Here is a 19,421-nt window from a genome sequence, read left to right as displayed (position 1 = left end):
GTAAAAGCCTATTCATTTATCTCTCAAATACCGACATATCCATTAGGAGCTTTGGCTCAATAAACATCGAGTGAGAGGGAAGCAACATGTCGAAAGTCTTAAAAAAACGGGCGTTTGGATCCGGTATCGCAAACACGTTGGCCCTGGTGCTGCTCGTGATCATTGTCGCGGTCTTTTTTATTCTGGGAACGTATATGTTTGCGAACACCCGAAGCTTGCTGATCAAGCAGCAAGAGGCCATGCTGCAAACGAAGACACAGGCGCTCGTGAATCAATTTGATGCGTTGTTTAAGGAGAAGGGATCGCTGGTCAAGCAGATGTCAACCAACAAGCTGTTTCGGCAATATATCGAAACGACTCCATCCGCTGCGGTGGCCGCGACTTCCCCCTACGCAGCCGAAACAAAAGCAACGCTGGACGCCATCGTCAAAGCGGAGCCTTCCTTCGCGGACGCCTGGATCGCAGGCGCAACCGGAAACGGCTTCTGGTTTCAGAATGACGGCGTTGCCTCCAAGCCTGACTTCGATATCAAAACCCGTCCGTACTATAAGCCGGCTGTGGAGGCCAACGGGATTTATTTCTCGGACCCTTATGTGGACCTCGTGTCAGGAAACCTGTTGATGGGAATTTTTTATCCGATTAAAAATGACAGCGGCCAGCTGCTCGGCTTTGCGGTGGCGGATATTGCCTTCAAGGATATTCCCGCTATCATGAAAAGCTATTCGCTAGGAAGCACCGGTTACTCGATTCTGGCCTTGAAAACAGGCGAGCTGCTGTATCACCCGGACGAAAAGAAAGTATTGAAGGAAAAAATCAACGAAAGCGGCGGCGAGCTTGGCGCAATCGGCAAGAAGATGGTGGCCGGGGAATCGGGGGTACAACTGATCGAGGATAACGGGGAGCGCCGTTATATCGGTTATGCCACCAGTAAAGATACCGGCTGGTCTGTCGGGTTGACGATTGCCGAGCGAGAGGTGCTTGAGGAGCTGGCCGCTTTCACCACGGTGACGATTGGCGGGTTTGCCGTCGCCGCGATTTTGCTGGTGCTGATTTGCTACATCACGCTTCGTTACCTGCTCCGATCCATACCGAAGCTGCTGGCGAAAATCAAGCAGGTGGAGGACGGAGATTTGACAGTCCAGTTTGATGTACAGGGCAGCAACGAGATCAGTCAAATTTCGCAAGGCATGTACAAGATGGTGCAGAAAATCCAGGGCATGATCCAGATGGTGGGCAGCACGGCCCATGTCTTGAATCAGTCCTCCCATGATCTGCAGTCCATTTCGTCCAAGACAGCACTTACGATGAACGATACGGCGAAGGCGATTAACGAGATTGCCAACGCGACGAATTACCAGTCGATTGAATCGGACAATATTTTGAACAAAACCGGGTCCTTGTCCGGCCAAATTGATGAAATTGCCAACGACGTCAAAGTGATCGAAACGAAGGTGCAAGCATCGGTCGAGCAAAGCGAGCTGGGGCTTGGCGTACTGGACCAGCTGTCCAAATGGGCGGAAGAAAACCATCATTCCACGCAGGCGATGTCGTCGATTATTCATGATATCGATTTAAGCCGTCATGAGATTTCAGGTATCGTCGACACGGTCAATGGCATTGCCAACCAAACGAACCTTCTGGCGCTGAATGCGTCCATTGAAGCTGCACGCGCAGGAGAGCAAGGGCGGGGGTTCGCCGTCGTGGCCGGGGAGGTTCGCAAGCTGGCTGAGCAGACCGCTGTCGCGACGCAGGAGATTTATAAGAAGGTGCGTAACATCGAGGAGAAAACAACGGTATCGGTCGAGCACACCGTTCACGGCTTGAAAATTGCGGAAGAAAACGCCAGATCGGTAGAGAGCACCAGGCAAGTATTTTTAAGCATTAACAAGGACCTGGAGGATTTAAAGTTAAGGATGCTTCAGATCAACCAAACGACCTCCAATGTCCACCGGCACAAGGATGAAATTGTCCAGGCGCTTGAGGTCATTTCTTCCACAACGGAAGAAAACTCGGCATCCACCGAAGAGGTCAGCGCCAGTACCCAGGAGCAGCTGGACAGCATCGAGCAGGTTGCGGCATTGTCCGAGCAGCTGAGCGAATTGTCCCAAAAGCTGCAGGATGAGTTAGGGCAGTTCCGGGTCGCGTAGCCCGGGCGCTGCCCCCTGTCAGAGGCGTCGCAGAACGGACCGCAACAGATCTGCGCTGAAACCGAAGCTCCGCAACCGCATGTTTTCCAAAGGGTTGTAAGAGGGACTCCCTGCTCAAGGGGGTCCTTATTTCATGCTTTTTAGCTGGAGCCAAAGCTTGACAGCAGCCGCTGCGAACGCAATAAACGGCACGGCCAACCACAGTCCCCACAGCTGCTTGCTGCCGAACACCAGCAGGGTCGTCAATTGAAAGGCTGCCGCCGCCAGACAGACCAACACTATTAACCAAACCGTAACCGCTCTCACATGCGGGGCGGCAAGTCCGGCTTTCAACTCGGGCACGGACATTAACGCAGCAAGCACGAGACAGGCCGCTGCGATAAAAACAAGCACATTTCCCCAAAACGCATGCTGCGTTTTAAATTGCAGCCACTTGGACAGTCCCGACACCAGCAGACCGATGATCAAAAACAGGAGATTTATCTTCATCCTCACGCCTCTCATCCGGTTCACGTTTTCTTTATTCTACGTTGCAAATAAAGGAAAAGTCTAACAAAAAGCAGAAAACATCAAGAGCAATGATCCATGGCGGGTTACACTGGAGCAGGAAGGAGGTAAGCCGGATGCCGACTTATGAAAGTGTGATTCAACGGGTGGTGGATGAGATTGAGGTCAGCTTGGGTGAGGAGCTGCGGGTGGCTGATTTGGCGCGGCTGTCGCATTTCTCGACCTTTCATTTTCATCGCGTTTTCCAATCGTTGGTCGGCTTGTCCGTTATGGAATACGTTCGCAAACGCAGGCTTGTGCAGGCGGCGTTCCGCGTGGCGACGACCAATGAAAGGCTGCTGGATATCGCGCTGGCTTGCGGCTTTGGCACGCCGGAAACCTTCATCCGCACCTTTCGCAAGATGTACGGCATGACTCCTGGCGACTACCGGAAGCGGGGCTTGTGTCCCCCGGCCTACGCCAAGGCGAATGTGCTGCAACGCAGGTTTAATCCCTATTTAGGAGGAATTCAAATGGAACATCGTATCGTAACCAAGCCGGCCTTTGAGGTGATCGGCTACTCGATCCGGACCCGCAACACCGATGGCCAGAACAATCGGGACATTCCGGCTTTCTGGCAGCGCTACATGCAGGAGAAGATGGGCGAGCGCCTGTACGGACAGGCCGTGTCGAATGCGGAGTATGGCATTTGCGATGACTTCGATGTGGAATTGGGTGAATTCAGCTATATTATCGGCGTGGAAGCACGCGAGGGCGCGGAACAGCCGGAGGGCACGGTTTCACGTCATTATCCGCAGCAAACGTATGCTGTATTTACAACGCCCAAGGCTCATCCGGACCAGTTCACCGAATCCATCCAGAGCACCTGGAATGCAATATTCAGCGAATGGTTCCCGAGCTCCGGCTATGAGCATGCGGCAGCAGCCGAGTTTGAATATTATGACGAGCGCTGCTGGCGCGACCGTAACGAATTGCTGGAGATGGACATCTACATTCCGGTGAAGCCGAAAGCCTGACGCCCGGACGGGCAGCGGCCTAATTCAGTGTATACATGAGCTGTTGGCCGGCGTCCAGCAGCTCAAACTGGTTTTTCGAAAAGTGAATTAATCCGTCCTGCGCCATTCGCTGCAGTTCTCTGGACATTGCACTGCGTTCAACGGTTAAATAATCGGCCAGGTCAGCATATTTTCGATGATCCGTGCGCGCAGGGCGCAGGTAGCTTGACCAAATCGGTTAAAAAGACTTCGATTCTCCCATAAGGAGTGTCGGAGTCTTTTTACATGAAAATATCTCCTTGTTTAAAGCAGCAGGTTTAAGAATAACACAAAAACCATCCAAAATTCCTAACATAATTTGGATGAATCCGTTCTAAGGTTGCTGATACACTACATAGGCGCGGCCTGTCCGGCAGCCCGCGCAGCTACTGGGCCGCCGCCAGCAGCTGGCCGAGCTGCTCGCTATCCGCTTCCCGGTACGCATACCAGGGAACATGGGGCTGGTGAATGTCGATCCAGCCCTTGGCGAGCGCCTGCCGGTAATAGTGGACGGCGCGCTGCCGCTCGCCGATTCGATAGAACAGACAGGCCGCGTTCCAGTACAGCGCCGTGTCGCCGCGCCAGTCCCAGCCCTGGTCAAGCGCCAGGGCATAGCTCCAGGCGGCGCGGGCTTCGTCCCGCTCCACGCCATATTTGGCATCGCCGCGCATATAGTGATTTCCGTTAATCAGCAAATTGTTCAACGGATGGTTCCAGCCAAATCGGACCGGGTCATCCGCCAGCAGCCGGAAGCCCGCGGATCGAGCTGTTTGCTGTGAAGCGACATTGCTGGACCAGCAATGCCACCCGACCCGGGTCATTCCGCGCTGCTTGGCGAGCACAAGCGCGCCTGCCGCTGTCCGGCGTCCCCAGCCCTTTCCTCGGTACTCCTCAGCCGTTTCAATGCCAAGCTCACATTCCTTCCCGACGACCCAATCCGTTAAGCACCAGCTGATCACCGCCGGCCCGTCGCCGGTATCCTGAATCGCCGCGCAGCCGAAGCCGTTTTGCTCGTACGTCTCCAGGGACGGCCAGCCGTTGAGAATTTCCTCGCGCACGTCATCCAGTCCAGCCACATCATGGCGCTGCAGCAAGCGGCTGTCCACCGGAACCAGCGGGGCGTCGAGGCTGTCGGCAACCTGGCTCAGATCATGCGTAAATGTCATCCGTCCGCTGGTCAGCGGCAATAAATCCTGCATCGCTAGTGTAAGGGTGTGCTCCCAGCGGTCCTGATCTGTGTGCGCCGGATAAAACAGCACGTAATCCAGCTGTCCCCGGGACGCGAGGTTCGGCAGCAACTCCTTGCCCAGCAGCAGATTGACTTCTGTGAAAAAGGCGCTGTTAGCTGGCGTGCCCCCGAGAAAAATGCCTTGAGGACTTGTTAAGACGGCGCTTAGACTGTCGCTCGACAGGAATACCCGACCGGAAATAACCCCGGACAGAACGCCCCGGATCGAGAGGTGATGGCTTAATTCGTCAAATCGTCCTGCTGCTTCAGCAAAGTGATTGCGGGTCAGCTCTGTGCCATGAAGGGGGTTCATGTAATAGATCATCGTTGTTGCTTGGCGCCGGGGGCATTGGTTGTCAAGCAGCGTCACTCCTCCGTAGGGTATTGATTTCATTATGGAGAAGCTTGCTTGCGTGCGGCAAGGGTGAGTTTCCGTATAGTAAATGTCACCGCGTGCGCTGCAGTCCGAAAATTCCAGACTAAAAGCGATTGGCCCGCAGGTCTGTTCCGCAGGGTAGCGAGCTGCAGATTTAATGTGTTATGCTGAATGAAAGGGAAATTATGTATATTATGTGTGGGTCAGACATGCGACCAGGACGTCGGAGAAATGGAGTGGGACATTTGGCTGAAAAGTGGACAATGGAGCAGGTATCGTCGGTAGAGGAACAGCTTGAGCATTTGTCAGCGCTGCTGATTGCGGTTGTTGAGGATGGGGCTTCGATTGGTTTTTTACCTCCGTTGGCGCAGGCGGAAGCCGATGCTTATTGGAGGCAGGTGGTAGACCGTGACGTGCGGTTATGGGTTGCCAAGCTTGATGAGCGGATCGTCGGCACGGTGCAGGTGCAGCTGTGCGCGAAGGCTAACGGTCGGCACCGGGCGGAAGTCGCCAAGCTGATGGCTCATCCCGACGCGCGGCGCAAGGGATTGGGGCGTGCGCTGATGCAGCAGGCGGAGGCTTGCGCCGCCGGAGAGGGGCGGTCCTTGCTCGTGCTGGATACGCGAGAAGGCGATCCGTCCAACCGGCTGTATGTATCCCTGGGCTACACGCTCGCCGGACAAATTCCCGGCTATGCCCAGTCAGCCAACGGACAGCTGCATGCGACGAATCTGTATTATAAGACGCTCTCTGCAAATTAGAAGCAGGTTAGGCCGTCGCTTGAACGGAATGCCAGCAGCCTGGTTGGTCTCAGGTTATGTTAGAGTCAGTATAGATGGAAAGCAGCCGGATGCTCATTAACCCAGGTTAATGACGAATGGACACTTTGGCGGGAGGGGGATCGGATGGGCAACGAGGCCTTGCTGGCAGCGCTTCAGCGGTACACGGCGATTCCGGAGGAGGAGTGGCTTTTTTTCGAGCGGCAGCTTGGCTGGAAGCAGGTCGGCAGAGGCCAGCATCTGTTGCGCAGCGGCGAAGCGTGCGAGCAGGTGTATTACTGTGATCGGGGACTGTTTCGGATTTTTTATGAGGATGAGCATGGAGCCGAGTATATCAAAAGCTTTATTGCGGAAGGGCAGTTTTTCACCGACTACCGCTCCTTTTTAACCGATGCGCCGTGCTCCATGTCGATTCAAGCGCTGGAGGACAGCCGTTGTGCCATGTTTTCCAAAAAAACAGTGCAGCTGCTCTACGATCGCCATCTATGCTGGGAAAGATTCGGTCGGCGGCTGGCCGAGCAGCTGTTCATCAGCAAGTCCGAGAAGGAACGAGAGCTGACTCAACTGTCCGCGAAGGAGCGATACCGACTGTTTTTGCAAAAGTATCCCGGTCTTGAGGACCGGATTCCACAATACCAGATTGCGGCGTTTCTGGGGATTAGCCCAGTCTCCCTGAGCCGTATCAAAACAAGGGCAGAGTAGGCCGCATCGCATTGTGTCCTGCTGCCAAATCCGTCTGTCTGAACAACGCCCGCCCCCGCGATCAGGCTCGACGAGGGTGGGCCGCGCTCATCAACGGTTTTGGCGAATCACGATCGACAGCTTGTAGTTGGCGTGCTCATTTAGTTCGGTTAGAAAGTCATCAAGCTCGGCGTTGGAGGCGAACCGGCCCTCGGCCATATAACAGCATTCGCCGCTCACTTTGTAGTGATGGATAATAGCTGCCTGCTGCTCGATAAAGGCCAAATAAGGCTGATGATACAGCCCCCGCATAAAAATTTGAATAAAGGCGTGAACCGGGCGTCCGAGCTTCTGCTCATTCAGCCGAATCGTATAGCCTTCAATGACGCCTTCCTCCTCCAGCCGGCTTACCCGGTTGGCCGTTGCCTGGCCGCTCATATGAATGAGCTTGCCCAGCTCCTTCATGGAAATTCGCCCGTTTTTGTCCAGCTCCTCGATAATCCGCTTGTCCGTATGGTCCAGCAACGCAACCAACCTCTTTCATAAATCAAGTATTTCAGTCCATATTCGTGATCCCGGCTATGTGCAAGCCGCCTCCTCGATAGTAACCTATTTGTAAGAAACTTGAAAGCGAGGCTCAGATCGATGAACATCACCCAAATCCGTAATGCGACCCTGCTGATTAGCTATGGGGGCCGTAAGCTGTTAGTTGATCCGTTTCTGGCCGAACAGGGCGAGTACCCGGCTTTTCCCAATACGCCGAATGCGGAGCGGAGCAATCCGCTCGTCAGCTTGCCTTTCCCCGCTGAGCAGCTGCTGCCTGTAGACGCGGTTATCGTGACACATCTGCATCTGGATCATTTTGACGCTGCGGCGGTTGGCTTGCTGCCCAGGAACACGCCGATTTTGGCCCAGACGGAGCAGGATGCACAGGCAATCCGCGCACATGGCTTCACGGATGTGAGCTGCTTTACGCCGTCAGCGGAGTTGGGGGAGCTTCGGATTACCCGTACGTACGGACAGCATGGAACGGGAGAAATCGGTCAGTTGATGGGCAAGGTATCCGGCTTCGTGCTCCGGCATGACCGGGAGCCGACTCTGTATGTGGCGGGAGACACGATCTGGTGTGAGGAGGTGCAGCACGCCATCGAGGCGAACCGTCCTGACGTTATCGTGGTCAATGGCGGAGCCGCGCAGTTTCTGCAGGGCGATCCGATTCTGATGGGCAAGGAGAATATCCGGCAGACGCAGCTGGCCGCCCCGCGGGCGACGGTGCTTGTGTCGCATATGGAGGCGGTTAACCATTGCTTATTGTCCAGACAGGAGCTGCGGCAATACCTCGCAGACGAGGGACTGGAGCAGCGTGTGATCGTGCCGGCGGACGGGGAGACCTTGACCTTCTAGGCAAATACGCGACAACCACGCGCAGTCTCGCCACGTCAGCTTCTGACAGTGTCCATTGTGAAAATTAGGATGGAAACCGATACGGTTGCCGTCCGGCTGCGGCTGCCGGGATATGCCTGACGGCGCGCCAATAGCCGGGAAGCTTGTCGAGCAAGCATTCCCGGCTTATCAGGCCAGAGTCGGCGGGCCGTCCTCCTGTCCAGCCGTGAGCGTGGATAATCGGTCGATCCACCGCCGCGTTTCTGGTGGAAGATTACTAGCGGAGCGGCAGTCGCTTAGTCCTCAAACTCCACGTTGTGGTACACCTGCTGAACATCCTCCAGATCCTCCAGCGTGTCAATAATTTTCTCGAACGGAGCAAGCGACTCTTCCGGCAGCGTCACGTAGTTTTGAGCGAGCATCGTCAGCTCGGCGACCGTAAATTCCGTTATGCCTGCCTGCTGCAGCGCTTCCTGCACCGCATGGAATTGATCCGGCTCGGCATACACGAGAATGTTGTCCTCCTCTTCTTCGATATCCCGAACATCGACGTCCGCCTCCAGCAAAATCTCCATCACCTCGTCCAGCGATTTGCCGGCGACGCCAATGACAGCCGTTGCGTCAAACATATAGGCAACCGAGCCGTTTACGCCCATGTTGCCGCTGTTTTTGCTGAACGCGGCGCGTACGGCGGATGCTGTGCGGTTCACGTTATTGGTCAGCGCGTCTACGATAATCATCGAGCCGTTTGGACCGAAGCCCTCGTACCGCAGCTCTTCGTAAATTTCATCGGAGCTGCCCTTCGCTTTGTCAATCGCGCGGTCGATGATCGCCTTCGGCACGTTATACGTTTTGGCGCGCTCCAGCACGACCCGCAGCGCCCGGTTCGATTCGGGGTCAGGCTCGCCTTTTCTCGCCGCCACATAAATTTCCAGACCGAATTTGGCATAAATCCGGCTTGTGTTGGCATCCTTGGATGCCTTCTTTTCTTTGATATTATTCCATTTGCGCCCCATCTCGAACCTGCTTTCCTTGTCATATTCTCTTCTCTAGTATAACCGATTTTACGGCCGGATGGACAGTCTGTGTGTTCCCCATAATAAACGTGTGCTGGCGTATCTTAACGTGTATACTTAAAGAGACATTCCTCAAGGAGTTGCATGCGGACATGCCTACAGGATTGAAAAAGAGAGGACATATTCCCAGATACCTGAAGCTGCTGCTGGCGTTCAGCTTGTTGATCGGCGCGATTCCGGTACTTGCCTTGGGCGGGTATTCGTATTATATAGCGGCAAGTGATGTGGAGCAGAAAACAAAGGACAGCAGCATGCAGCTGCTGGTGCAGGCCGAGCTTCATATGGAGCAGCTCAAAAAAAAGACCGAGCAGAGCGCAATCCAGTATGTGACGTCGCCGACCGTCGTTTCCGCGTTGAGCGGACCGCTCGGCGTGGATGAATACAATCGACTGCAAGGGCTTTATTCGGGCATTAACAGTATGCAAGCGCTTTTGGGCATCAGCGAGGCGTACTTGACGGACGAGGAGCATGATTGGGCGCTTAGCTTTGCCACGTTCGGCAAGCGGAGCGAGCTGCCCGAGTTCATCCAGGAGAAGCTGCCTCAGTACGCGCGTCAGCCAAGCAATTTATTCTGGGATACGAGCTATACGCCTGAGTCCGCAGAAGGGGCTGCAGGGACAGCGGGAAGCCCGGGAACAGCAGCGACGGTTGAAAGCATCCGGCTGGTGCTGAAGCTGCCGATCTTGCCGTTTACCCAGCAGCCGCGGGGCTTCCTCTTGCTCGGCTTGCTCAAGCCGGGGCTGCGGGACCTGCTGCTGGATAAAGGAAACGGGCAGCCTGGGCAGCTGTACGTCCTGGATCAGGACGGAGTGGACTTTCTGGCGCCCAATGCGGAAGCGGCCGCACCGTTTCGAGAGATGAACCAGCGAATCAAAAACCACATTCAGGAAACGGCTGTTGTGTCCGGAAGCCTCCACGGCAAAGCAGACGGGCAGGACATGCTGTTCTCCTACCGCCAGTCTCCGTACAACGGCTGGATTTATGTGTATGCGATTTCTTTGCGCGAGATCAACCGTCAGACCGGTAAAATTGCAATCGGTACGCTGGTCGCGAGCAGCGTTGTATTTGTTGTGGTCGGGCTGCTGGCGTGGGCGATCAGCCGCCGTATGTATTCGCCGATTCGCAGGCTCGCCGATATGACAAGGGCGGTGTCCACCGGGGAGCCGGGGACGCTGGATGAATTTACATCGCTGGAGCAGCGCTTCCATGTGCTGTTCAGCGCGGGTCAGCAGCTGCGGCAGCTGCAGGACCAATTTCCGCAGCTGCAGGAATTTCTGATGCTGAAGTTATTTGCAGGGCAGCTGTCTGAGCAGGACTTCGCGCACCGCAGCCGCTTCTACGGCTTTCCGAAGGTCTGGAAGCAGCTGGTCGTGCTGACGCTGCAAATTGATGCGCTTCAGGAAACGCGTTACCGCGAGCATGACCGCGAGCTGCTGCTGTTTGCGATTCATAATATGGTCGGAGAGCTGATTCCGGCCGCGCAGCGCTTCAGCCCGGTGCTGCTGCACCAGTCGCAGCTTACGCTGATCGCAAGCGAGCTGGAGGATGAGGCGGAGCTGCGGGCATACGTCTACAGCCTTGCCGAGCAGATCAAGGCCAAGGTGCAGGAATTTCTGCAGGTTACCGTCAGTCTCGGCATTAGCCGTCCGTTCACCCATGCGTCGGACGCCGTACACGCGTACCATCAATGTCTGGAGGCGCTGAAGGACCGCATCCACTTGGGCAGCGGGCTGATTATATGTGCCGATGAAGCGGGTACAGGAAACGGCCATATGGCCGCGGGCGTCTACACGCAAATTAAATGGACGGAGGATCAGCTGATCCAATCCCTCAAGCTCGGCGATCACGAGAAGGCGAACCAGTGGATGGACCGGTATGTGTCCGTGCTGCGGGAAAGCCGGCTCAGTACGAATGATTACCCGGTGCTGATGCTGCAGCTGCTGGCCCGGCTATACCAGGCGATCCAGGAGCAGGGCGGGGATGTGCATCAGGTGCTGGACGATAAAGTGACGTATGCGCGCCTGATGGAGCTGAACACCTTGGACGACATCGGCGACTGGTTTAAGCGCAGCGTCATCTTGCCTGTCAGCCAGTTTCTGAACAAGCAGGCCGAATCAGCCTATGTCGGGTTGGCGCATACCATTATTCAAGCGATCCAGAAGCGTTACGATCAGGAGGTGACGCTGGAGGGGATCGCCGCCGAGTTGAATTTTCATCCGGTGTATCTTGGGCGTGTATTCAAGAAAGAAACCGGAATGACCTTCAGTGAATACTTGACTGACTACCGGATGTCGCTGGCCAAGGAATGGCTGGAGACGACAAGTTTGAAGGTAGCGGACATTGCGGAGAAGCTGAATTATTCCAACACGACCGCCTTCATTCGCATTTTCCGTAAAAGCGTCGGCATGACGCCGGGACAATACCGTGAGCATAACCAGCGCAATACCTAACTCCGATTAAGCCAGAAGCCTTTGCCAGCAGAGCGTGTTACAGCTCCAGCAGGCAGAGGTTTTTTGCGGTAAACGGTCTGGTTGTCTGCGGGTAACAGGAGGTTTGCTGCGGTGCATAGCCTGCTAGTCGATTGCTTGAAAACCCTTACAGCGGCGGGCTTAGCCGGGTTTTCGGGCTAGGAAGTTAGCTGCGGTGTATAGCATGTTCCCGGCTGCGGACACATAATAAGAGCATGCAGACGGCCCGAACATGCCGGGCTTGAATGAACAGGGATGACCTGGAGCAACAAGCTGACCCAGTGACAAGCTAACCTAAATGAACTGAACGCAGACAAGGAGGCGCACCCTATGAATTCCCGAGCCCAGAAGGAGCTGACGACACCCCGCAAGCTGTCCGCCAGGCTGCCGGTGATCAGTGACCTGTTGAAAGACCGCTGGCTTTATCTGATGGCGCTGCCCGGCTTACTTTACTTTCTTGTATTCAAGTATGTACCCATGTACGGCCTCATCATGGCTTTTCAGGATTTCAAGCCGCATCTTGGGTTTCTCAATAGCCCGTGGGTTGGGCTCAAGCATTTCGAACGGTTTTTCGGCGAAGAGCAGTTCTGGATGCTGTTCCGCAATACACTGCTGCTGGCTGTATATAACCTGGTGTTTTTCTTCCCGCTGCCCATCATACTCGCATTGATGTTAAATGAAGTGAGACGAGAGAGATTCAAGCGGTTTGTGCAGACGCTGGTGTACATCCCTCACTTTGTATCCTGGGTAGTTGTCGTCGGGATTTTCTACATCCTGTTCACCACGGAAGGCGGCGCGATCAATGAGCTGCTGTTTGCGGTCTTCGGCGTAAAAATTGCGTTTCTGATGGAAGCCGACTGGTTCCGGACGATGATTGTCAGCCAGTCGATTTGGAAGGAAGTAGGCTGGGGGACCATTATCTTTCTCGCGGCGTTAGCCGGAGTAGACCTGCAGCTGTATGAAGCGGCGCGTATGGATGGAGCCGGCCGGTGGCGGCAGCTCTGGCACGTAACGCTGCCTGCGATTCGCAGCACGATCATTATTTTGCTTATTTTGCGCCTCGGCAGCTTCCTGGATTCAGGCTTTGAGCATATTTACCTGATGCTTACGCCAACGAACCGCGAGGTCGGGGAAGTGTTCGATACGTATGTGTATGTGAAAGGCTTGACGCAGGGCCAATTCAGCTACAGCGCGGCGGTCGGCATGTTCAAGTCCGTAGTCGGTCTGATTCTGGTGCTCAGCGCGAACTGGCTGGCCAAACGTTTTGGTGAGGAAGGCGTATATTAGACCCGGCGGGTCGGAAGGCAGAAAGGAGCAACCATCATGAAGCATGATCAAACCTTGGGCAGCCGCATTTTTGACTGGACCAACTACACCTTGCTGGGCATCATCGGACTGGTCAGTATCGTTCCGTTTATCTATATTTTGGCGGTGTCCTTCACCGCGCCGCATATCGTGGCTCAAGGCGGCTTTATCTTGTTCCCCAAAGAGTTTTCACTGGCCGCCTATCAGTATATTTTCTCGACCAACACGCTGATTCGCAGCTTGGGCGTCTCCGTTTATATAACGGTGCTGGGTACGTTCATCAATCTGGTGCTTACCTCGCTGCTGGCTTACCCGCTGTCCCGCCCGCATCTGAAAGGACGCCGGCTGATGCTGCTCGCCGTATTGTTCACGATGCTGTTCAACGGCGGCTTGATCCCGACTTATTACGTCGTCCAGTCGCTGAACATGATTGACTCCCTCTGGTCTCTGATGGTTCCGGTTGCGATCAGCGCGTTCAACCTGATTATCCTGAAAAATTTCTTTCAGCAAATGCCGGATGGCATCGAGGACTCTGCCAAAATCGACGGCTGCAACGATCTGGGTATTTTGATCCGCATCATTATTCCGCTGTCGCTGCCGGCAATCGCCACCTTCGGTCTGTTTTATGCAGTCGATCACTGGAACAAGTTTTTCCACGCCATCATGTATATCAACAACAATGAAAAATGGCCGGTGCAGGTGCTGCTGCGTGAAATCGTCATCAGTGCAAACAGCCGCGTCGGCGACACCAGTATTGATGAGCTGGATATCCAGCCGCTTACGATCAAAATGGCTGTTATCGTATTCGCAACTTTGCCGATCATTATCGTATATCCGTTTTTGCAAAAGCATTTCGCCAAGGGTGTTATGCTCGGCTCGGTTAAAGGGTGAAAGCTGCCTTTAGATATACCATATATCAGGAGGGGTTATTATGGTTCGCAACAAAACAAAGGTTTGGGTAGGCACAGCTCTGGTAGGTACAATGCTCACATCGGTCGCTTGCAGCAACACGGCAGCGCCTACTCCCGGAACAACGGGGACGGCAACGCCAGCTCCGGAAAGCAAGGAGCCGCTCGCGCTCAGCATCGCGATTGCCCAGGTCGGCGACATTCCGGCGAAAGGCAATGCAGTCGAGCAGGCGCTTGAGAAGTATACGAACACGAAGCTGGACATTCAATGGATTCCGTCTTCGGCTTACAAAGACAAAATTAACGTCATGCTTGCTTCCAATCAAATGCCCAAGCTGCTCCGGGTTACGCAGGAGCCGACTGTAACAAACGCGATCGAATCCCAACTGTTCTGGGAAATCGGACCCTATTTGAAGGATTTCAAAAACTTGAACGCGCAGAACCAGCAGTTTTATCAAAACATTGCGGTAGAAGGCAAATTATACGGCTTGCCGCTGTATCGCAACATGGGACGCGGCGCGATGGTATACCGCAAAGACTGGTTCGACAAGCTGCAGCTGCCGTATCCGAAAACGCTGGATGAATATTACAACGTCTTGAAAGCGCTCACGCTCAATGATCCGGATGGCAACGGCAAAAACGACACGTACGGTACGATGCTGTACAAAACGTACAATCAGGGCGCCGCTTCGGTGCTGACCCGCTTCGCCGTTATGATGGGCGGGATCAACAAGTGGAGCGTCGACAAGGACGGCAACTTTACGCCTGAGCATGATACGAAGGAATTTACCGACGTACTCAAGCTGTATCGCAAGCTGTATGCGGAAAATCTGATTAACCAGGATTTCGCTGTGCTGGATTACAGTGAAGCGGAGAAAATGTTCGATACAAACCGCATGGCGATGCGTTTCGCCGTTGCGACGAACGGCAAAAGCCAGCAGGATCGGCTGAACAAAACGAACCCGTCCGCGGTGGTGGATGTAGCGAGCTTTGAAGGGCCGCAAGGCATTCGCATTTCCTCGGAGAACGGCAATAACGGCTTCTTCGTCATTCCGAAGTCGTCGGTTAAAACCGAGGCGGAGGTCAAGCAAATTATGGGCTTCCTCGACAAGCTGATGGACCCTGAAATGTCCACGCTGCTGCTGCGCGGTATCGAAAACACGCACTTCAAGAATACAACGGACGATCGCACCGAGTTTATCGCGCCGGACGGCTTCAATGTATTCCAGCGTGAAGTGAAGCCTTACCGCGATAACCTGACGATTCTGGAAGGCTACAACGTCAAACCGCTGAAGGATGTGCCAATTGGCGAAAAGGGAACAAAAATGGAGTCGGAAGGCATCAAATACATCGTTTCCAACCCGGCTGTGAACCTGAAGTCCGCGACGTTCTCCGAGCGGGGGCAAGAGCTGGATCAGATGCTGATGGACGCGCAAACGAAGTTCATCATGAACAAGCTGGACGAAGCCGGCTACCAAGAGGAACTGAACAAGTGGAAAAAAGCGGGCGGCGACAAAATCAAGGAAGAGTACAAGGCTGCTTATTTGAAGCAAAAGAAATAAATAAAGGATTCATTCCAGGCAAAGAAAGCTCCAACCCGGCGTTTCGCACGGGTTGGAGCTTTCTTTTCTTGGTTAGTCCTGCCGGTTGTCGGGACGTGGGCCAATCCTGTCGGCCTGATGGCGGTGACGTACCGAATTTATCCAGTGCCGACGTTGGCGGCAGCCAGCTAGTCCGCAGCCGGGGGATGCAGCGTCAGCAGCACGGGACAATGGTCGCTGCCGGTAATATGGCAGTCGATCTGCGCGTCAATCAGCGTATCGCGCAGCCGGGCTGAGGCGAGAAAGTAGTCGATGCGCCAGCCGATATTCCGTTCACGCACCTTGGGCATGTAGGACCACCACGTATAAATGTCCTCGCGATCAGGATAAAAATGCCGGAACGTGTCCACGAAGCCTGCCTCCAGCAGCGCCGTCATTTTGCCGCGTTCCTCGTCCGTGAAGCCGGAATTGCCGCGGTTGGACTTGGCGTTTTTCAGGTCAAGCTCCTGGTGGGCGACATTCAGATCGCCGCATACAATGACGGGCTTGCTGCTGTCCAGCGCGAGCAGGTAGCGGAGGAAGCGCTCCTCCCACTCCAGCCGGTAATCCAGCCGGGACAGATCGCGTCGCGCATTCGGCGTATACACATTCACGAGGTAGAAGGAGTCGAACTCCAGCGTAATGACCCGGCCTTCCGGCTCATGGTCCTCCTCCAACCCATACCGGACAGATAGGGGCTGGAGCCGCGAAAATACGGCCGTGCCGGAGTAGCCCTTTTTCTCGGCATAATTCCAATATTGGCGGTAGGCTCCGTCCAGCTCAAGGACGATCTGGCCTTCCTGCAGCTTCGTTTCCTGAATGCAGAAAATATCGGCGTCCACTGCGGCGAAATAGTCGTAAAAGCCTTTGTTCACACAAGCCCGCAGGCCGTTGACATTCCACGATATCAGCTTGATCATCGGCGGCCCCTTACGCTTCCGGTCCGGTCAGCGGGCTGGCCGGAACCGGTGAGGCGAGGCTTGCGGCGTCGCTCGCGCTTGTGTGCGGGGCAGCGTCTTCGGCGACTTCCGCCGGCGTGTGCGAGCCTTGGCTGGTCGCCGGATCGGTTGAGGCCGTCTGCACGTGTGCGGCAGGAGCGTGTCCCACGTCCGTCTGGGCCGGCGCAGCCGCCGGTTTTTTGGGCGTTGCCGGCTTGGCGAGACGTTCTGCTTCGAAATACGCTTGCAGCTCCAGCACCTTTCGCGGATCGGTCAGCGGCACCTTGCCGGTCAGGTAATGCTCGACCACTCGCTCCCATTCCGGCGCGACCTTCTGGGCGACCATGGCGCGAATTGCGTTTTTCACCAGCCGCCGCTCCTTCGCATTCGAGAACGAGTCCTTGTACAGCTGCGCCCGTCCCAGATCAAGCGCCGGGAAAATACGGCGGAACACCTCCGAGGTCATACGGGCGTCATCAAGCGCGCGGTGAGCGGAGCCTTCCGCAACGATGTTCAGATCCGCCAGCGCGGCTTCGACGCTAACGTCATTGGTGACGTTTTTGTAGCGGGTGTACCCTTTGAGCAAATCGAAATACGGCGTGCTCATCCAATAGCTGTCATCCAGCTTGTGCATCCGCGTATCCTGCACGATCCGCTTCATGTCCTCCCCGCCCCAAGTCAGGATCAGGCAAGATTCGCTGCGTTTCAGCCAGGCAGTAAACTGCTTGATGACCGGTACGAAGCCGGAGGCTTGATCAATATCTTCCTGGGGAATGCCTGTCTTTTTCTTGATAAAGCTGTTCAGCTTGGCGAAATAAACCGGCTTAATGAGTGCTGTGAACTCGTCGATCGCTTCCAGAGAAGGCGACAGCCGAACCGCTCCGATCTCGATAACCTCCATCGGCAGCTCGCTGGCGAATTTTCGCCCGTTAAATTCAATGTCCAATACAATGTAATCCACTATCGACGACCTCCCGATCTTGTAGCCCTTATCCTCCATTCTATCAAATAAGATTAACCGTCTACAAATTTCGACGAAAAAAAGCTGTATCCCCATCAAGGAGATACAGCCCCTGACTGCCGCCGCGTTGCGGGCAAGCCCGTCGGCGATCAGGTAATGATAGTGATGGTCGGCGCCGAGATGGAAGGCGGTGTTGTCTGGACGGAGGACGCGTCGGAGAAGCTGGATACCTCAAGCATCACAGGCACGCCTACTCCGATGTTGGTGGCGTCCAGCACAAGGCTGGCGGTGGACAGTTCGGAGAGTCCTGCTTGCTGCAGCATGCCGTTGATGTACACATTGTAGTAGTCGTTGGAGGTTACGGTCGGCAGTTCGGTTACTGGGCCATTGCTGTCATTAACGAAGCTGGCGGCTGGGATCGTCGTATCGTCCGCACCAATCATACCGGACGTAATGGAAGCGAAAAACCGGGAAGCTACAGGAGCGACGTTGGTTGTAATGACGCCTCCGCTGGCGACGGGAGCCGAAGCGGTTGCTGTAAAGACGGGTTTAATAACGGGCATTATGAATTCCTCCTTTCTAGTTGGCCGTTATAGTGATGACCCTGGTGAGCAGGATCATATTGTAGTAGATGCGCTTAGGCTCCATATGGAAACGGCAATCCAGTCCAATTATGCAGATTTTGTCGGAAATGTCCAATGCGTCAGGACATACACTGCATATGGTGTGCTTAGAAGCATCAGAAAGGAGGTGAGCAGGATGAGTCGTCGAGGAGGTCGGGAAAGAATGGCCTCGTGCCGACCGCGTATCAGTGCGCGGAAGCCAGCTGAAGGAAAGCGAAGCCGTGTGCGGTCTCAGGCCGGACAGGGAACGGCCGACTGCGGAAGGCGAGCGAGGCCAAGGCGGGCTGAGCGCGGCGAGGGTCGTGAGGAGGTGCGAAGCGTGCTCGGACAAGGTAGCGGCCGAGCGAAGCCGTGGCGAGCCGGGAGCAGGGCGGTGTGGAGAGTGTCCGGTGGAAGCGGTAGTCGAAAGCAACCGGGCCGTGATGAATGCTGCGGTCATCGTGCGACGCGGGGCAAATCTGGCGCTGGCGGTCGCTGTTGCAGGCGCAGCGGACAGCTGGATTTGTGCCGTGCCGCATCAAGCTGCGGCGGCACGTCTGCAAGCGCCGTCCGGCGCAGCTCCGGCAGCGACAAGCGGCCAGTCGGCTGCGGCTGCGGCTGCCTGACGAGGACGCGGGTCGTCGTGACGGTCAGAGCAGCTGAAGACTGCCGCAAGTGCGCGCCGAAAATAAAGCGGCCGCGCTGCCGGTTCAGGCCGCGAGTCATTCGCGGTCCGGCCGGTCCGCGCGGACCGAGAGGCGCTCGAGGGGCGAGGGGCCTGCGCGGCCTGCGTGGGCCAAAAGGAGCGAAGGGCACCCAGGGTCCGCCGGGCCCGGCTGCCGAATTTCTCGTCATCCCGTCCGTGCGGCGTTATTTTTATTTGGCTGAGGAGCAACTGGACGAGGTGGTTGTGCTTGCGGCAACAGTGTTCACCAATGACAAAGGGGAGCAGGCGACCGAATTCGCAGGCGTGGGCGAGCCGAATAGCTATGCCCACCTGTTTATCAACGGCTTGCTGCAGGAAGGTCGTCTGTACGGCTTGACGCAGGCGGAGCTGGAGCTGTATCTCGGCGATGAGCAGCTGATGGTTGGAACACCGGTTATTGTGGAAACCGTGCAGTTTAGCGTACTGCCGCAGGGGTGAGTCGAGCCTCAGCCCACTAAGGGTATGGGGACGACAAGGCAGCGGCGAGCGAAAACGGCGCTGCCGGATCGCAGCAGGATGAAGAGTCAGCCAGCCTCGCAAGCCGCAGCCCCACCGACGCGCTGGAGGCGGACGCTTGAACCGGGGGCGGCAGCGCCTAGCTGCCCCGCCCCATCGCTGCGTCCGCCAGCTTTCGGACTCGCAGGCGAAGCATGTCGGGTTATTGTTGCAATTTGGGAGTGAGTGATTCGGCATAACCTGCTACAATAGATGGATAGTGTGTTATCTATGCTAACATAAAATT

Annotated in this window: 19 protein-coding genes; 11 read left to right on the top strand and 8 right to left on the bottom strand. The window is 55.5% G+C overall.

Annotated features, from left to right (window positions below; translation table 11 throughout):
* Window positions 1-86: 86 nt before the first annotated feature.
* Window positions 87-2,147: a methyl-accepting chemotaxis protein gene (locus AC6ROY_RS15540; protein WP_500101483.1), complete on the top strand. Its 2,061-nt coding sequence runs from the start codon at window positions 87-89 to the stop codon at window positions 2,145-2,147.
* Between the two features lie 126 nt (window positions 2,148-2,273).
* Here AC6ROY_RS15540 and AC6ROY_RS15535 read toward each other — a convergent pair whose 3' ends face one another.
* Window positions 2,274-2,636 (bottom strand): hypothetical protein, encoded by a 363-nt coding sequence (locus AC6ROY_RS15535; RefSeq protein WP_500101482.1) that lies wholly within the window; start codon window positions 2,634-2,636, stop codon window positions 2,274-2,276.
* A gap of 134 nt (window positions 2,637-2,770) precedes the next feature.
* On the opposite strand from AC6ROY_RS15535, the gene AC6ROY_RS15530 reads away from it, so the two are divergent.
* On the top strand, window positions 2,771-3,670 hold the full coding sequence (locus AC6ROY_RS15530) for an AraC family transcriptional regulator (RefSeq protein ID WP_500101481.1): 900 nt from the start codon (window positions 2,771-2,773) through the stop codon (window positions 3,668-3,670).
* 19 nt (window positions 3,671-3,689) lie between these two features.
* Here the strand turns inward: AC6ROY_RS15530 and AC6ROY_RS15525 are convergent, their stop codons facing one another.
* Together AC6ROY_RS15525 and AC6ROY_RS15520 are read right to left on the bottom strand one after the other, a co-directional pair.
* Window positions 3,690-3,830: a hypothetical protein gene (locus AC6ROY_RS15525; protein WP_500101566.1), complete on the bottom strand. Its 141-nt coding sequence runs from the start codon at window positions 3,828-3,830 to the stop codon at window positions 3,690-3,692.
* Window positions 3,831-4,074: 244 nt separating this feature from the next.
* A complete protein-coding gene (locus AC6ROY_RS15520; RefSeq protein WP_500101480.1) occupies window positions 4,075-5,229 on the bottom strand; it encodes a GNAT family N-acetyltransferase in 1,155 nt (384 codons plus the stop codon).
* Window positions 5,230-5,537: 308 nt separating this feature from the next.
* Here AC6ROY_RS15520 and AC6ROY_RS15515 point away from each other — a divergent pair, with 308 nt between their 5' ends.
* Both AC6ROY_RS15515 and AC6ROY_RS15510 read left to right on the top strand, forming a co-directional pair.
* Entirely contained in the window at window positions 5,538-6,053 is a 516-nt protein-coding gene (locus AC6ROY_RS15515; RefSeq protein ID WP_500101479.1) for a GNAT family N-acetyltransferase, read from the top strand.
* Between the two features lie 144 nt (window positions 6,054-6,197).
* A complete protein-coding gene (locus AC6ROY_RS15510; protein ID WP_500101478.1) occupies window positions 6,198-6,773 on the top strand; it encodes a Crp/Fnr family transcriptional regulator in 576 nt (191 codons plus the stop codon).
* A gap of 90 nt (window positions 6,774-6,863) precedes the next feature.
* Here the strand turns inward: AC6ROY_RS15510 and AC6ROY_RS15505 are convergent, their stop codons facing one another.
* Entirely contained in the window at window positions 6,864-7,277 is a 414-nt protein-coding gene (locus AC6ROY_RS15505) for an Lrp/AsnC family transcriptional regulator (protein WP_500101477.1), read from the bottom strand.
* A 120-nt stretch (window positions 7,278-7,397) separates the two neighbouring features.
* Here AC6ROY_RS15505 and AC6ROY_RS15500 point away from each other — a divergent pair, with 120 nt between their 5' ends.
* The gene (locus tag AC6ROY_RS15500; protein WP_500101476.1) at window positions 7,398-8,156 is read left to right on the top strand and encodes an MBL fold metallo-hydrolase; all 759 of its coding nucleotides are present in this window, start codon (window positions 7,398-7,400) and stop codon (window positions 8,154-8,156) included.
* 275 nt (window positions 8,157-8,431) lie between these two features.
* On the opposite strand, the gene AC6ROY_RS15495 is transcribed toward AC6ROY_RS15500, so the two are convergent.
* Window positions 8,432-9,151, bottom strand: coding sequence for a YebC/PmpR family DNA-binding transcriptional regulator (locus AC6ROY_RS15495; protein WP_500101475.1), 720 nt, complete (start codon window positions 9,149-9,151; stop codon window positions 8,432-8,434).
* 152 nt (window positions 9,152-9,303) lie between these two features.
* Between AC6ROY_RS15495 and AC6ROY_RS15490 the strand changes: the two genes are divergently transcribed.
* From AC6ROY_RS15490 to AC6ROY_RS15475, 4 genes are all read left to right on the top strand, one after another.
* Window positions 9,304-11,661: a helix-turn-helix domain-containing protein gene (locus AC6ROY_RS15490; RefSeq protein WP_500101474.1), complete on the top strand. Its 2,358-nt coding sequence runs from the start codon at window positions 9,304-9,306 to the stop codon at window positions 11,659-11,661.
* 348 nt (window positions 11,662-12,009) lie between these two features.
* Window positions 12,010-12,966, top strand: a complete 957-nt coding sequence (locus AC6ROY_RS15485; protein ID WP_500101473.1) for an ABC transporter permease — start codon at window positions 12,010-12,012, stop codon at window positions 12,964-12,966.
* A gap of 36 nt (window positions 12,967-13,002) precedes the next feature.
* On the top strand, window positions 13,003-13,875 hold the full coding sequence (locus AC6ROY_RS15480; protein WP_500101472.1) for a carbohydrate ABC transporter permease: 873 nt from the start codon (window positions 13,003-13,005) through the stop codon (window positions 13,873-13,875).
* 40 nt (window positions 13,876-13,915) lie between these two features.
* A complete protein-coding gene (locus tag AC6ROY_RS15475; RefSeq protein ID WP_500101471.1) occupies window positions 13,916-15,454 on the top strand; it encodes an extracellular solute-binding protein in 1,539 nt (512 codons plus the stop codon).
* A gap of 167 nt (window positions 15,455-15,621) precedes the next feature.
* Here the strand turns inward: AC6ROY_RS15475 and AC6ROY_RS15470 are convergent, their stop codons facing one another.
* From AC6ROY_RS15470 to AC6ROY_RS15460, 3 genes are all read right to left on the bottom strand, one after another.
* Window positions 15,622-16,389 (bottom strand): exodeoxyribonuclease III, encoded by a 768-nt coding sequence (locus AC6ROY_RS15470; protein ID WP_500101565.1) that lies wholly within the window; start codon window positions 16,387-16,389, stop codon window positions 15,622-15,624.
* Window positions 16,390-16,402: 13 nt separating this feature from the next.
* On the bottom strand, window positions 16,403-17,371 hold the full coding sequence (locus tag AC6ROY_RS15465) for a 3'-5' exonuclease (protein ID WP_500101470.1): 969 nt from the start codon (window positions 17,369-17,371) through the stop codon (window positions 16,403-16,405).
* Window positions 17,372-17,520: 149 nt separating this feature from the next.
* Window positions 17,521-17,934, bottom strand: coding sequence for a DUF4183 domain-containing protein (locus tag AC6ROY_RS15460; protein ID WP_500101469.1), 414 nt, complete (start codon window positions 17,932-17,934; stop codon window positions 17,521-17,523).
* A 281-nt stretch (window positions 17,935-18,215) separates the two neighbouring features.
* Between AC6ROY_RS15460 and AC6ROY_RS15455 the strand changes: the two genes are divergently transcribed.
* Window positions 18,216-18,599, top strand: a complete 384-nt coding sequence (locus tag AC6ROY_RS15455; RefSeq protein ID WP_500101468.1) for a hypothetical protein — start codon at window positions 18,216-18,218, stop codon at window positions 18,597-18,599.
* 17 nt (window positions 18,600-18,616) lie between these two features.
* Window positions 18,617-19,117, top strand: a complete 501-nt coding sequence (locus tag AC6ROY_RS15450) for a DUF4183 domain-containing protein (protein ID WP_500101467.1) — start codon at window positions 18,617-18,619, stop codon at window positions 19,115-19,117.
* Window positions 19,118-19,421 lie beyond the last annotated feature (304 nt).

This window comes from Paenibacillus sp. sg306046 (genome assembly GCF_059821225.1).
Note: the sequence above shows the minus strand (reverse complement) of the source record. Positions and strands in the feature narration are given on the sequence as shown.